Raw genomic sequence first — 14568 nt, 5'->3', positions numbered from 1 at the left:
CTTATAGAGAAAATGAAATACAAAGCCCACCCATGGCACGGCATCTCTGCCGGTAAGAAAGCTCCCGAATTGGTGACCTGCTTTATCGAAGTAGTCCCCGGAGACGAAATGAAATATGAAGTAGATAAGGAAAGCGGCTATCTCATGATCGATCGCCCCAATAAGTTTTCTAATATTCTGCCCGCCCTATACGGCTTTATTCCTCAAACTTATTCTGCCGAGGCTTGTGCCAATTATTGCATGAAGCAATCTGGCCTAAGCAATATTGAAGGCGATGGCGATCCCATCGATATCGTGGTCCTCACCGACCGCAAAGTCCCACATGGCGACCTCCTCCTAGAAGCTATTCCCGTAGGCGGTTTCCGCATGATCGATGGCGGCGAAGCCGATGACAAAATTGTTGCCATCCTTAAAGGCGACTCTACTTATGGCGATATTAAGGAAATGAGCGATCTACCCGAAAAACTCATCAAACGTATCAAACATTATTTCCTTACCTATAAGGAGCATCCCGATACCCTCGGTAAACAAGCCCCTAAGGTGGAAATTACTCAGGAATATGGCCAAAAAGAAGCTTTCGAGGTGATTACCGCCGGCCAAAAAGATTATCTCACGCATTATGGCCAAAAAGAAATGGCCAAAAACTAACCAATTATGCAAGATTTTTTTGTTCCAAATGATATCCTTCGCGTTTTTAGAGGCCTTTACCCTAATGTAGACCTCTGCCAAGTAGAATGGAGCTGGGAACTGCCCGGCAAAATCTATGAAGCCGATTTTGAACTGAATGGCCATGAGTATGAGGTGGAAATTACCGTTACTGGCCACCATCTCCTTACCGAAATTGAAGGCCCAGAAGCACCAAAATCAGTACGCAATGTATTGGCAGAACTTTATCCCGACCATAGCGTAGATGCCTGCACTTGGGTGCACTATAGCAATGGCGACCTTAGCTTTGAGTTTGAACTCACTTCTGCCAAAGATGGCCGAGAGTTTGAAGTTCATCTCCGTGAAGATGGTCAGTTCCTCCTAGAAGGTATTGACCTCTAGCCTCTTTTTAAATGAATTTGGGGCCTGCGGCCAAGCCAGGCATTGCCTGGCTTGGCCGCCGCTATGCTGCGCCGCTCGCAAGCCTGCTCGGCCCTGCAGCCGCCGCAGGCGGCTTGGGTCTGGCCCTTCGGGCCACGGCTGCGCAGCGCTAGGCCAACAGCCGCCCGGCCTTTTCCTTTGCTAAAAGCGGCTGTTTTACCCAAATTTTAGCATGTTTTGGACCAAATTTAGGTCAGACAGGCGGCGAAGCCGCCGCAGGCTTAGGGATGGATAGGGGGGCGGCGAAGCCGCAGACCCAAGTTTTTTGAGCAAAGCGAAAAAAACTGCAGGGCCGAGCAGACCTGCGAGCCCCGACACAGCCCGACCCGAAGGCCCAAAGGGCCGAAGGGGAAGCCCCAAAAAAATAGCCCCTTATATATATGTGTAGACTTAGCGGATTTTGGGATTTTTCTAGCCCTACTTATGACCCCCAGGCGGTTTTGCAAAAAATGCGAGATAGTCTGCAACATGGTGGCCCCGATTATGGCGGCGCTTTTTTAGATGCCGAAACGGGCCTGGCCCTAGGCCATCGCCGCTTGTCTATTATTGATTTGAGCCCCGCCGGCAACCAACCGCTTTATTATAAAGAGAAGGCCCTGATTTTTAATGGGGAAATTTATAATTATCAGGAGATCCGAAAGGAGCTGCAGCTTTTGGGCCGAGGGTTTCAAACAGAATCGGATACGGAAGTGCTTTTTCAGGCCCTAGAAGAATGGGGAGAGGCTGCCGTCAATCGCTTTCATGGTATGTTTGCTTTTGCGCTTTGGGATAAGGCCAATAAGGAGCTATTAATTTGCCGAGATCGTTTGGGCGTGAAGCCGCTTTACTATTATTATCAGGATGGGCTCTTTTTGTTTGCCTCGGAGCTCAAGGCCTTTCATCAGCATCCTCGTTTTCGCAAAGAAATTTCGCCTCAGGCGGTTTCGCTCTATTTACAGCAGGGCTATATTCCTGCGCCCTATTGCATTTTTAAGGGCTGCCAAAAGCTAAAAGGAGGGCATTTTCTCAAGCTCAACCAAAAAGGCGAGCTGCAAACTTATCCCTATTGGTCTTTGGCCGAGCGCTATGCGGCCGCAGAAATTCCAGCTGCCTCAGAGGCCGAACTCAAATCGGCTTTGGAGAAAGAGTTGCGGCAATCTTTTGCCCTGCGGATGGTGGCGGATGTGCCCGTGGGCGTATTTTTGTCGGGTGGTGTAGATTCTTCCATTGTGGCGGCTTTGCTGCAAGATCAATCGGCCCAGCAACTGCGTACTTTTACTATTGGGTTTAAGGACAAAGAATATAATGAGGCCAATCAGGCCAAGGCCGTGGCGGAGCATATTGGCAGCCAGCATGAAGAGCTTTATTGTGGACCAGAAGATTTTGAGCAGCTGATTCCCAATTGGGCCGAACTATATGACGAGCCTTTTGGCGATAGCTCAGGTATTCCCACTTATTTGGTGGCTCAAATGGCCAAGCAATCGGTCAAAGTGAGCCTTTCAGCCGATGGAGGAGACGAGCTTTTTGGCGGCTACACTAAATATGAGGTTTGCCAACGCTTTTATCCGAAAATAAAGAAACTGGGCCCTATTCGCCCCTTGGTAGCTGCATTAATGGGCCAAGTTAACCCCTTTTGGCTAGAGCGAAATGCCAGCAAGTTACCCCTCCTCAAAGGCTATAAAAATATTAGCAATAAATGGCCAAAATTGGTGGCCGCCTTGGGCGCCAAAGATCAAGAGGCTTTTTTTCATCAGTCTTCCTCTTATATTTCGCCCCAAAAACATCAGGCTTTATTTGGAGCGCCCACGCCTCGCTATCAAGGCGAGCTCAAGCCCCAAGCAGGCCGCTATATTGGCTATTTGGGCAGTTTAGATTTGCTCACTTACCTAGAAGGCGATATTATGGTTAAGGTGGATCGGGCCACAATGGCCGTCGCCTTGGAGGGCAGAGAGCCCTTACTGGACCATCAACTGCTTGATTTTGCGCTTTCTTTGCCCGATGAGCTCAAAATTCGCTCTGGCCAAGGCAAATATTTGTTGCGGCAGCTGCTGTATGATTTTGTCCCCAAAGAGTTAATTGAACGCCCCAAGCAGGGATTTTCTATTCCCATTGAGCAATGGCTGCGCGGCTTGCTTCGCCCCGATCTAGAAGCTTTGGCCCAAGATAAGGCCTTTGCCGATTGCTTTGGGCTGCAACAAACGGTCTTAGAAGATATTTTGCGGCAGTTTTTAGACCGCAAAGCTTATATCAACCCTCATTTCATCTGGTTCTTGTATGTGCTTCGGCAATGGTACAAGCGCTGGTTCTAAATTATTACTACAATGATTGATTATCATAAAATTGGCGAGCGCTTGCTCTTGATTGCAGGCCCTTGCGTGATCGAATCTAAAGAATTATTGCAGGAAGTGGCCCAAGAGTTGGTTCGCCTGCAAGAGAAATATCCAGTGCAAATTGTCTTTAAGGCTTCCTTTGATAAGGCCAACCGCAGCTCTATCGGCTCTTTTCGGGGCCCAGGCCTAGAAAAAGGCTTGCAAATGCTGGCCGAAATCAAAGAGGAGTTTGGCCTGCCCATTTTGAGCGATATTCATTTGCCTAGCCAAGCGGCTCCCGCTGCGGAGGTGCTCGACATTTTGCAGATTCCCGCTTTTCTTTGCCGCCAGACCGATTTGTTGGTAGCCGCAGCCAAAACCAACAAAATTATCAATGTCAAAAAGGCCCAGTTCCTCTCTGGCCCCGATATGAAACACGTACTCGGCAAACTAGAGGCGGCTGGCAACAAACAGTTGTTGCTAACGGAACGAGGAACCTCTTTTGGCTACAATAATTTGGTAGTGGATTATACGGGCATCTTAGCCATGCAAGAGTTGGGCTATCCTGTGGTCATGGATGCCACCCATTCGGTCCAAAAACCCGGCGCAGCCAATGGCAAAAGTGGCGGAAATGGCGCTTATGCCCCCTATATGGCCAAGGCCGCAGCCGCTATCGGAGTCGGTGCTTTTTTCATAGAAACCCATCCCAACCCTAGCCAAGCCCTCTCTGATGGCCCCAATATGGTCCCGCTGGCCGAGCTGGAAACGCTTTTGCAGCAACTCCTAGCTTTGCATCAATTGGTACAGACGTTCTAAAGGCATATATATAATAGAGTAGGAGAGGGGCAAATGCTCCTCTTTTTTATTTGGGGTCACTGCTGCAGATTGCTAGGCTCGTCGGCGGTTACTTCCTCTGGTCGTCGAACTGCGGACTAAAGTCCTTGTTGTCGTTGTCGCAGCTCGCTGCTGTTTTGGGGCCACTGCTGCACATCGCTAGGCTCGTCGGCGGTTACTTCCTCTGGTCGTCGAACTGCGGACTAAAGTCCTTGTTGTCGTTGTCGCAGCTCGCTGCTGTTTTGGGGCCACTGCTGCACATCGCTAGGCTCGTCGGCGGTTACTTCCTCTGGTCGTCGAACTGCGGACTAAAGTCCTTGTTGTCGTTGTCGCAGCTCGCTGCTGTTTTGGGGCCTCCGCCTCGCTTCGCTCGTCGGCGCTACGTTTCGCAGCTCGCAGGTCTGCTCGGCCCTGCGCCGCTTTCAGCGGCTCGGTCTGGCCTGACGGCCACTGCTGCACATCGCTAGGCCTGCGGGGGCTTCGCCCCCTGCAAAACGCAAAAGAAGCCCTCTCTGCCCACTAAAATTACAATGGCTTGATAATAAGCGATTAAAGGGCCAATGCAAACTAAATGGGAATTTATTGTTAAAATAAAGAGAGTAAAATTTGGAAAATCCTGATTGAATTTGCAACTTTCAATAGCCGAAAGGCCGTAAAAGCAAGCAAAAGAAGTTGGTTTCAAAAGGGAGCTAACTTTTTCATTATAAACTTTGAAAATAGAAACGCCTATGGATATCAGAACGCAATCAATTCACTTTGATGCAGACGTCAAGTTGTTAGACTTTATTGACAAGAAGGTAGGCAAGTTGAGTACGTTTTTGGACCGCATTGTTAGCGCCGATGTAATCATGAAGCTTGAAAAAACAGGGCAAGTCCAGGATAAAGTCGTGGAGGTTAAATTAAATGTCCCCGGAAATGTACTTTTAGCTAAAGAAACTTGCAAAAGTTTTGAAGAAGCTGTAGATTTGTGCGCCGAATCGCTAAGGCGCCAGTTATTGAAGTACAAAGCGAAGGTTTTGGACCGCAACTAAAAAAAAACTTCACTTTTTTTTATAAAAAGTTTTGAATTACAAAAATAGCTGCTATATTTGCATGCGCTTCTAAGGAAGTACTGCCTTTAAAAAGCGACAAGAAAAAAAGTTTCTTGATAAATTTTGATACTTAAGTTTTTTTAACTTATATTTGCATCTTGAAAAGAAGCCGGCATAGCTCAGTTGGCCAGAGCACGTGATTTGTAATCTCGGGGTCGTGGGTTCGAATCCCTCTGCCGGCTCCACTTTCTTTTCAAGATGTTTGGGGATGCGCCGAAGTTGGAGAGTCGGGGCAGACTGTAAATCTGTTGCTTATAGCTGAGGGGGTTCGAGTCCCTCCATCCCCACAGATTTTAATGATTACACAGTATCAAGCGGGAGTAGCTCAGTTGGTAGAGCATTAGCCTTCCAAGCTAACGGTCGCGGGTTCGAGTCTCGTCTCCCGCTCTACAGACGAAAAGGGAGTTTGTTCCCTTTTTGTCTTTTTTATGACAAGCCAACGTAGCTCAGGGGTAGAGCACTTCCTTGGTAAGGAAGAGGTCGTGAGTTCAAATCTCATCGTTGGCTCCAGTCTTGTGTAAGTAACGAGGTTAGTTGCAATTAGTTCAGCTTAGCCGAGTTTACGAGTAAGTTATATATTTATAAAATCATTTAACACCTATTTAAACAATGGCTAAGGATACGTTTCAGCGCACCAAGCCCCACGTGAATATTGGTACTATCGGGCACGTGGATCACGGTAAAACTACTCTTACTGCTGCAATTACCACTGTTTTGTCTAACAAAGGTACTGCAGAGAAGAAAGACTACTCTTCTATTGACTCAGCTCCTGAGGAAAAAGAGCGTGGTATTACTATTAACACTGCTCACGTAGAGTATGAAACTGACAACCGTCACTACGCTCACGTAGACTGTCCCGGTCACGCCGACTATGTGAAGAACATGGTTACTGGTGCTGCCCAAATGGACGGTGCTATCCTAGTAGTAGCTGCTACTGATGGTCCTATGCCTCAAACTCGCGAGCACATCTTGTTGGCTCGTCAGGTAGGTGTACCTCAGATTGTAGTTTTCATGAACAAGGTTGATCTTGTTGATGATGAAGAAATGCTAGAATTGGTAGAGATGGAAGTTCGCGAATTGTTGAGCTCTTATGAGTTTGATGGCGATAACATTTCTGTTATTCAAGGTTCTGCTTTGAAAGCTCTAGAAGGTGATGCTGAAGGCGTTGCTGCTATCGAATCTTTGATGGCTGCTGTTGATGCTGAAATTCCTGAGCCCGAGCGTGCTGTAGATAAGCCTTTCTTGATGCCTATCGAGGATGTATTCTCTATCACAGGTCGCGGTACTGTTGCTACTGGTCGTATTGAGCGCGGTGTAGTAAACGTTGGTGAATCTGTAGAGATCATCGGTCTACAAGAAGATAAATTGACTTCTACTGTAACTGGAGTAGAGATGTTCCGTAAGATTCTAGATCGTGGTGAAGCTGGTGACAACGCTGGTATTCTTCTCCGTGGTGTAGATAAGAAAGCGCTTAAGCGTGGTATGGTTATCTGTAAGCCTGGTTCTGTAACTCCTCATACTAAGTTCAAGTGCGAAGTATACGTACTATCTAAGGACGAAGGTGGACGTCACAAGCCTTTCTTTAACGGATACCGCCCTCAGTTCTACTTCCGTACAACTGACGTTACTGGATCTATCTCTCTTCCTGAGAACGTAGAAATGGTAATGCCTGGTGATAACTTGACACTATCTGTTGAGTTGATTGCCCCCATCGCTATGGAAAAAGGTCTTCGTTTCGCTATCCGCGAAGGTGGACGTACCGTAGGAGCTGGTCAGGTAACTGAAATCATCGAGTAAGAATTTCTTACTTTGAATATACAAAGTTGGGTGCTTTCTAAGCACCCAACTTTTATACACGGGTGTGGCTCAATTGGTAGAGCAGCGGTCTCCAAAACCGCAGGTTGGGGGTTCGAGTCCCTCCGCCCGTGCAAAATCCTTAAACAGGAGGCAAAATGAATGATATCGTACAATATTTCCGCGACAGTTACAATGAGCTGAAGCATAAGGTGACTTGGCCCGCATGGAACGAGTTAGAGCAAACCACTGTGGTAGTAATTGTTGCCTCCATTCTTTTGGCATTGCTATTATATGGTATGGACAAACTTGTAGTTTTTGTTCTAGAAGTCTTTTATAGCATAGGCGGATAAGCCTAGACTTCTCCTTAGGAAACATTACGACTACAAATCAAGAGAATTAAAGCTGTCATGTCTACAAATTGGTATTGCCTTAGAGTAATTTCAAATAAAGAACGTAAAATCAAAGAGCGTCTAGATTCGCATATTGAACGTTCTAATTGGAGGGAAATCGTTCCCCACATCATTGTTCCCACTGAAAAAATTTACAAGATCCGTAACGGAAAGAAGGTAATCCAAGAGCGTACGCTTACGCCTGGTTACATTATGGTAGAAGCGGATCCACATCGTTTTACTATTGAAATCATCCAAGCTATTGCTAATAGCAAGGATGTTATTCATTTTTTGGGCCGAGATAATCCAGAGCCCATGAAAGAGCATGAAGTAAAACGAATGCTTTCTCAGGTTGACTCTTCAGAGGAAGAGGGCGAATCACTAGCCGATCCATTTATCGTTGGAGAAGATGTTAAGGTGATTGAAGGCCCCTTCCAAAACTTTATCGGAACTATCCAAGAGGTAAATGAAGAGAAGAAGAAGCTAAAGCTAATTATCAAAGTCTTTGGCCGAGGAACAGAAGTCGAATTAAATTTTATGCAAGTTGAAAAACAATCTTAATAATGGCGAAAGAAGTCGAAACCCTCATTAAATTGCAGGTGAAAGGCGGACAAGCCAACCCAGCTCCCCCCGTAGGTCCCGCTCTAGGTGCCAAAGGGGTGAACATCATGGAATTCTGCAAACGTTTTAATGCAGAAACCCAAGATAAAATGGGCCAAGTTTGTCCTGTGATTATCACAGTCTTTAAAGACAAGTCCTTTACATTTGTAATTAAAACAGCCCCTGCTGCTGTTCAGCTAAAAGAGGCCGCTGGCCTTAAGGGTAAGCCCGGTTCTGCACAACCCAACTTGGTGAAAGTTGGATCTGTAACTTGGGACCAAGTCCGCGCAATCGCAGAAGACAAAATGGCTGACCTTAACTGCTTTACAGTAGAATCAGGTATGCGCATGGTCGCAGGTACTGCTCGCTCTATGGGGCTTACAGTAGAAGGCACCGCACCCTGGGAAGAGGCTCAGGCGTAAGCAGTAAACAAAATTATTTAAGTCTCTACTTGAACCTCTAAGTAGAGATAACTATTCAAACACAATTTATCAAATGGCTCGATTGAGTAAGAAAAAAGCCGAAGCGCTTAAAAAAGTTGATGCCGAGAAATTGTACACACTAGAGGAAGCAATGACACTTCTCCAAGAAGTGAACTATGCGAAGTTTAATGCTTCTGTAGATTTGCACATCAGACTAGGGGTAGACCCCCGTAAGGCTGACCAGAATCTAAGAGGTACCATCTCTCTCCCTAACGGTACAGGTAAAGAAAAGAAGGTTCTTGTTTTCTGTACACCTGATAAAGAACAGGAGGCTAAAGAGGCGGGCGCAGACTACGCTGGTTTACAGGAATATATCACTAAAATCCAAGATGGTTGGACCGATGTTGATGTAGTAGTGGCAATGCCTAGTGTAATGGCTCAAGTAGGTCGTTTAGGTCGTGTTCTAGGTCCCCGTGGCCTCATGCCTAACCCTAAAACAGGAACTGTAACACCCAATGTTGGTGATGCTGTTCGCGAAATTAAAAAAGGAAAGACCTCCTTCCGGGTAGATAAGTACGGTATCGTTCACACTTCTGTCGGACGTGTACAATTTCAACCTAATCAACTTGTAGAAAATGCCCAAGAAGTAATTGATACCCTCTCTCGCATGAAGCCCTCTTCTGCTAAAGGAATTTACTTCAAAAGCATTACTGTGGCCTCTACAATGAGCCCCGGTATCAAAATCGACCCCAAAGCGGCTCGATAATTTAAATTCAACTATTGGTAAGGTCTTTAAAATAGCAATATAATGACACGCGAACAGAAAACTGCGGTGATCGAAGAGCTAGCTAGCCAATTCCAAGATTCTAAGTATTTCTATATCACAGATACTTCTGAGCTAACTGTTGAAAAAACAAATCAGCTCCGTCGTAAGTGCTTCGAAAGCAACATCCAAATGAAGGTAGTCAAAAATACCCTCATTCGTAAAGCTCTCGAACGTGCAGCCGACGCCAATGAAGAAAACTACACAGAGATCTATTCAGCCCTCAAAGGCTTCTCTGCTGTGATGTTTACTGAGACTGGAAACGTTCCCGCTAAACTCATTAAAGAGTTCCGTAAGGAGAATGGTAAGCCGCTACTTAAAGCCGCTTTTATCGACTCTTCAGTATATATCGGAGACGATCAAGTAGAAGCTCTGACTCAGATCAAATCTAAAGAAGAACTTCTTGGCGAGATCATCGGTCTACTCGAATCTCCTATCAAAAATGTTATGGGCGCTCTCCAATCTGGAGGCAATACCATCACAGGACTCCTCAAAGCGCTCGAAGAGCGTGAGTCTGCCTAAAGATTTTGGCTTCCACCAACATCACCCATATATCCAACATTCCTTTTAACAACAATCTCTAAAAGCTAATAAAATGGCTGATCTAAATCAACTAGCAGAACAACTAGTTAACCTAACCGTTAAAGAAGTAAAAGACTTGGCTGACATCCTTAAGGATGAGTACGGTATCGAACCCGCTGCTGCCGCTGTTGCTGTTGCTGGCCCCGCTGCTGGTGGCGAAGCTGCTGCTGCTGAGCAAACTGAATTTGACGTAATCCTCAAGTCTGCTGGTGCCGCCAAACTACAAGTAGTTAAGGCTGTTAAAACTCTTCTCGGTGTAGGCCTAAAAGAAGCTAAAGCTATGGTTGATAGCGCTCCCGCTCCTATCAAAGAAAAAGTTTCTAAAGACGAAGCTGAGCAAATTAAGGCTGAACTAGAAGGCGCCGGTGCTGAAGTAGAAGTGAAGTAAGTACATACCGCGTTCGCATAATTAGCATGCGCTCGTACCTATATCTAAGGCTTAGTTACAGCTTGCTGTAACTAAGCCTATTCAGCTATTATACTACCTTCTATAAATCTTGCTACTTTGCTCACAATCAGACAATAAGTAGTCGACCTAAATTTAAAAGGCTAAATGGCAAAAAGTACAACTCTTACTCCCAAAAGACCAGAACGCTTTAGTTTCGGTAAAATCCAACACGATAACCATTATCCGGATTTTCTCGAAATTCAAGTTAAGTCTTTTGAGGAGTTTTTTCAGTTAGAGACCACCCCTGAAAGTCGCTTCAATGAGGGACTCTATCAGGTGTTCCAAGAAAATTTTCCAATCACTGATGCCCGAAACATCTTTGTCCTGGAATTCCTTAACTATTTTATAGACCCGCCTCGCTATACTATCGATGAATGTATGGAGAGAGGGCTTACCTATAGCGTCCCACTCAAAGCAAAACTTCGCCTGTCTTGTAATGATGAAGAGCATGTCGACTTTGAGCAAACTGTACAAGATGTATTCTTAGGCAATATCCCTTATATGACGCCTAAAGGTACATTCGTAGTCAATGGCGCCGAACGTGTAATCGTTTCTCAACTGCACCGATCTCCCGGTGTGTTTTTTGGCCAAAGCCGCCACCCCAACGGTACAAAAATTTATTCTGCCCGAGTGATCCCTTTTAAAGGCGCTTGGATGGAATTTGCTACCGATATTAACTCGGTGATGTATGCCTACATCGACCGCAAAAAGAAGTTTCCCGTGACTACGCTCCTCCGTGCCATCGGATACGACGGAGACCGCGATATCCTTGGCCTATTTGGCCTCGCCGATGAAGTGGAAGCTACACAGGAAGCCCTAGAACAACACCTAGGCCGTAAACTCGCCGCCCGCGTTCTCCGCTCTTGGGTAGAGGACTTTGTCGATGAGGATACCGGTGAGGTGGTGTCTATCGAACGTAATGAGGTGATCCTCGAACGTGACGTAATCCTTGATGAAGATAATATTCAAGAGGTGATCGATATCGGAGTAGATAAGGTAATCCTCCAAAGAGAAAATGTAGAAGATGATTATAGCATTATCTACAATACCCTCCAAAAGGATACTTCTAACTCTGAAATCGAAGCCGTTCAACATATCTATCGCCAATTGCGTGGATCTGATCCACCCGATGACGAAACCGCTCGCGGTATTATCGATAAACTCTTCTTCTCCGATAAACGCTATAGCCTCGGTGAAGTTGGCCGATATAAAATTAACCGCAAACTAGAACTCGACGAAAGTAACGATACTTCTGTCCTTACTAAAGAGGATATTATCGCTATCGTTAAGTATCTAGTCAAATTGATTAACCAAAAAGCTGAGATCGATGATATCGACCACCTCAGCAACCGCCGTGTCCGTACCGTTGGCGAACAACTCTATGCCCAGTTTGGCGTAGGCCTAGCCCGTATGGCCCGCACGATCCGCGAAAGAATGAATGTGCGCGATAATGAAGTGTTTACTCCCGTAGACCTCATCAACGCAAGAACACTCTCTTCTGTGATCAACTCTTTCTTTGGTACTAGCCAACTTTCTCAGTTCCTCGACCAAACTAACCCGCTCTCAGAAATTACACACAAACGTAGAATTTCTGCCCTCGGGCCAGGTGGTCTCTCTAGAGAAAGAGCAGGCTTTGAGGTACGTGATGTTCACTATTCTCACTATGGCCGCCTTTGTACTATCGAAACTCCTGAAGGTCCCAATATTGGTCTGATCTCTACACTCTGTGTACACGCTAAGATTAATAAAATGGGCTTTATCGAAACTCCCTACCGTAGCGTAACTAAAGGCGGTAAGGTCGATCTCAAAAATGATCCCGTCTATCTCTCTGCAGAAGAAGAGGATTTTAAAACGATCGCCCAAGCCAATACTACCCTCAGTAAAAAAGGCGTTTTCGATACCGATCGCGTGAAGTGCCGTAATCATGGCGACTTTCCCGTTCTCGACCCTAATGAAGACGAAATCGAATTTATCGATATCGCTCCTAACCAAATTGTAGGGGTCTCTGCCTCTATGATTCCTTTCCTCTCTCATGATGATGCAAACCGTGCACTCATGGGCTCTAATATGCAGCGCCAAGCTGTACCCCTTCTTCGCCCCTCAGCCCCTACTGTGGGCACCGGCCTAGAAGCTAAAGTAGCCCAAGATTCTCGTATGCTCATCAACGCAGAAGGATCTGGTGTGGTCGAATATGTAGATGCACGCAAAATTGTTATCCGATACGATAGAACCGATGAGCAACGCCTCACTTCTTTCGATGACGATCTGACAACCTACAATTTGGTGAAGTTCCGCAGAACTAACCAAAGTACTTGTATCAATATCAAACCTATCGTCCGTAAAGGCGAAAAGGTCCATAAAGGCAAAATCCTTTGTGAAGGCTATGCTACCGATAATGGCGAACTCGCCCTCGGCCAAAACCTTAAGGTGGCCTTTATGCCCTGGAAAGGGTACAACTTTGAGGATGCAATCGTGCTCTCTCAACGTGTAGTCCGTGAAGATATCTTTACCTCTCTTCATATCGAGGAGTTCGAACTAGATGTCCGAGATACTAAATTAGGTGAAGAAGAATTTACTAACGATATTCCCAACGTTTCTGAAGAGGCTACTAAAGACTTGGACGAAAACGGTATCGTGCGCACCGGCGCATGGGTCCGCGATGGCGATATTATTATCGGTAAAATTACGCCCAAAGGCGAATCTGACCCTACCCCAGAAGAAAAATTGCTCCGCGCAATTTTTGGCGACAAGGCCGGAGATGTAAAAGATGCCTCTCTCAAAATGTCACCCTCTGCTAAAGGAGTAATTATTGGCTCTCGCCTCTTTGTCCGCGCCAAAAAGGATAAGGTCCAAAAGGCTAAAGACAAGCAAATGCTCGATAAACTAGAGCAGGAGCATAGCCAAGAGATAAAAGAGCATACACAAGTACTCGTCGAAAAACTGATGAAGGTCCTCGAAGGCCAAAATTCTGCCGGCGTCCGTAGTATCTATGCCGAGTTGCTTATCCCTCAAGGTGCCCCCTTTACACAAAGAGCCCTTAAGGATATCGATTATAGCGCAGTAGATTACTCGAACTGGACAGAAGACGATACCCTAAACAAACAGGTCCGCACACTCTTGCACAATTATACCATTAAACTCAATAAGAAGATTAGTGTGTATAAACGTAAGAAGTTTGCAATCAATATCGGCGACGAATTGCCCGCCGGCGTACTCAAATTGGCCAAAGTATATATGGCCAAAAAGCGTAAGCTGAAAGTAGGCGATAAGTTGGCCGGCCGTCACGGTAATAAAGGTATTGTGGCCCGCATCGTTCGCGATGAAGATATGCCTTTCCTCAAAGATGGAACACCCATGGACATCGTCCTCAACCCCCTAGGGGTACCCTCTCGTATGAACCTCGGACAGATCTTTGAAACTGTTCTCGGTTGGGCAGGCGAAAAACTCAATATGACTTTCGCTACTCCCGTATTCGATGAGGCTAAGGTGCACCAAATTGAGGAATATGTACAAACCGCTGGCTTGCCTAGCTATGGCGAAACTTATCTCTATGACGGAGAAACTGGCGACCGCTTCCACCAAAAAGCAACTGTCGGTGTGATCTACATGCTGAAACTCTCTCACATGGTAGACGATAAGATGCACGCCCGTTCTATCGGTCCTTACTCACTCATTACGCAGCAACCCCTCGGTGGTAAAGCCCAGTTTGGTGGTCAGCGTTTTGGTGAAATGGAGGTTTGGGCCCTAGAAGCATTCGGCGCCTCGCATATCCTGCAAGAAATCTTGACGATCAAATCTGATGATATTATCGGACGCGCCAAAGCGTACGAAACTATCGTTAAAGGCGATAACTTACCTACTCCCGGTATTCCGGAATCATTCAATGTACTGGTACACGAACTTAGAGGTTTGGCCCTAGAAGTCAAGTTTGACTAAGCCTTCCTTTTTGTTCACTCTGCTTTTTATTTGGGGCCTCCTGCCCAACTTGGCCTTTGGCCAAGACGGGCAGGCGCTACGCTCCACAGCTCGCTGTTCGCTCGGCCCTTCGGCCTGCGGCCTCGGTCTGGCCCTTTGGGCCACTGCTGCGCATCGCTAGGCCAGGGCCAAACAACGGCCCAGCTCGGCTGCGCCTCGCTCGGCCTCCTCATAAAAAGCAGAGCCTTGCTTTTGTCTTCTTTTAATTGCAACTGTTCTCGCCAAGAGCTAGC

13 protein-coding genes and 5 tRNA genes are annotated in these 14568 nt (G+C 46.3%); all 18 read left to right on the top strand.

Annotated elements, in window-relative coordinates; translation table 11 throughout:
- Positions 1–12: 12 nt before the first annotated feature.
- The 18 genes from SAPGRDRAFT_RS07345 to rpoB all read left to right on the top strand — a co-directional run bounded on the left by SAPGRDRAFT_RS07345 (position 13) and on the right by rpoB (position 14296).
- Positions 13–648: an inorganic pyrophosphatase gene (locus tag SAPGRDRAFT_RS07345; RefSeq protein WP_002658396.1), complete on the top strand. Its 636-nt coding sequence runs from the start codon at positions 13–15 to the stop codon at positions 646–648.
- Positions 649–654: 6 nt separating this feature from the next.
- The gene (locus SAPGRDRAFT_RS07340; protein ID WP_002658395.1) at positions 655–1047 is read left to right on the top strand and encodes a hypothetical protein; all 393 of its coding nucleotides are present in this window, start codon (positions 655–657) and stop codon (positions 1045–1047) included.
- A 419-nt stretch (positions 1048–1466) separates the two neighbouring features.
- Entirely contained in the window at positions 1467–3374 is a 1908-nt protein-coding gene (gene asnB / locus SAPGRDRAFT_RS07330; RefSeq protein WP_002658394.1) for an asparagine synthase (glutamine-hydrolyzing), read from the top strand.
- 12 nt (positions 3375–3386) lie between these two features.
- On the top strand, positions 3387–4190 hold the full coding sequence (gene kdsA, locus SAPGRDRAFT_RS07325) for a 3-deoxy-8-phosphooctulonate synthase (protein ID WP_002658393.1): 804 nt from the start codon (positions 3387–3389) through the stop codon (positions 4188–4190).
- Positions 4191–4936: 746 nt separating this feature from the next.
- Positions 4937–5239: a ribosome hibernation-promoting factor, HPF/YfiA family gene (gene hpf, locus SAPGRDRAFT_RS07315; RefSeq protein WP_002658392.1), complete on the top strand. Its 303-nt coding sequence runs from the start codon at positions 4937–4939 to the stop codon at positions 5237–5239.
- Between the two features lie 168 nt (positions 5240–5407).
- Positions 5408–5484: transfer RNA gene (locus SAPGRDRAFT_RS07310), tRNA-Thr, on the top strand.
- Between the two features lie 19 nt (positions 5485–5503).
- Positions 5504–5586, top strand: a tRNA-Tyr gene (locus tag SAPGRDRAFT_RS07305).
- A 27-nt stretch (positions 5587–5613) separates the two neighbouring features.
- Positions 5614–5686: transfer RNA gene (locus tag SAPGRDRAFT_RS07300), tRNA-Gly, on the top strand.
- Between the two features lie 48 nt (positions 5687–5734).
- Positions 5735–5809 (top strand) — tRNA-Thr (locus SAPGRDRAFT_RS07295).
- A gap of 99 nt (positions 5810–5908) precedes the next feature.
- Entirely contained in the window at positions 5909–7096 is a 1188-nt protein-coding gene (tuf, locus tag SAPGRDRAFT_RS07290) for an elongation factor Tu (protein ID WP_002658390.1), read from the top strand.
- 58 nt (positions 7097–7154) lie between these two features.
- A tRNA-Trp gene (locus tag SAPGRDRAFT_RS07285) sits at positions 7155–7227 on the top strand.
- Between the two features lie 24 nt (positions 7228–7251).
- Positions 7252–7446 carry a preprotein translocase subunit SecE gene (secE, locus tag SAPGRDRAFT_RS07280; protein ID WP_002658388.1) on the top strand — a complete coding sequence of 65 codons (195 nt, stop codon included), beginning with the start codon at positions 7252–7254 and terminating at the stop codon, positions 7444–7446.
- A gap of 57 nt (positions 7447–7503) precedes the next feature.
- On the top strand, positions 7504–8046 hold the full coding sequence (gene nusG, locus SAPGRDRAFT_RS07275) for a transcription termination/antitermination protein NusG (RefSeq protein ID WP_002658387.1): 543 nt from the start codon (positions 7504–7506) through the stop codon (positions 8044–8046).
- Positions 8047–8048: 2 nt separating this feature from the next.
- Positions 8049–8507, top strand: a complete 459-nt coding sequence (gene rplK / locus SAPGRDRAFT_RS07270) for a 50S ribosomal protein L11 (protein ID WP_002658385.1) — start codon at positions 8049–8051, stop codon at positions 8505–8507.
- 73 nt (positions 8508–8580) lie between these two features.
- The gene (rplA, locus tag SAPGRDRAFT_RS07265) at positions 8581–9273 is read left to right on the top strand and encodes a 50S ribosomal protein L1 (RefSeq protein WP_002658383.1); all 693 of its coding nucleotides are present in this window, start codon (positions 8581–8583) and stop codon (positions 9271–9273) included.
- A gap of 42 nt (positions 9274–9315) precedes the next feature.
- Positions 9316–9852, top strand: coding sequence for a 50S ribosomal protein L10 (gene rplJ / locus SAPGRDRAFT_RS07260; protein ID WP_002658382.1), 537 nt, complete (start codon positions 9316–9318; stop codon positions 9850–9852).
- A gap of 73 nt (positions 9853–9925) precedes the next feature.
- A complete protein-coding gene (rplL, locus tag SAPGRDRAFT_RS07255) occupies positions 9926–10300 on the top strand; it encodes a 50S ribosomal protein L7/L12 (protein WP_002658380.1) in 375 nt (124 codons plus the stop codon).
- Positions 10301–10465: 165 nt separating this feature from the next.
- A complete protein-coding gene (gene rpoB / locus SAPGRDRAFT_RS07250) occupies positions 10466–14296 on the top strand; it encodes a DNA-directed RNA polymerase subunit beta (protein ID WP_002658379.1) in 3831 nt (1276 codons plus the stop codon).
- Positions 14297–14568: the final 272 nt, after the last annotated feature.

This window comes from Saprospira grandis DSM 2844 (genome assembly GCF_000275825.1).
Classification (GTDB): Bacteria; Bacteroidota; Bacteroidia; order Chitinophagales; family Saprospiraceae; genus Saprospira; species Saprospira grandis_A.
Note: the sequence above shows the minus strand (reverse complement) of the source record. Positions and strands in the feature narration are given on the sequence as shown.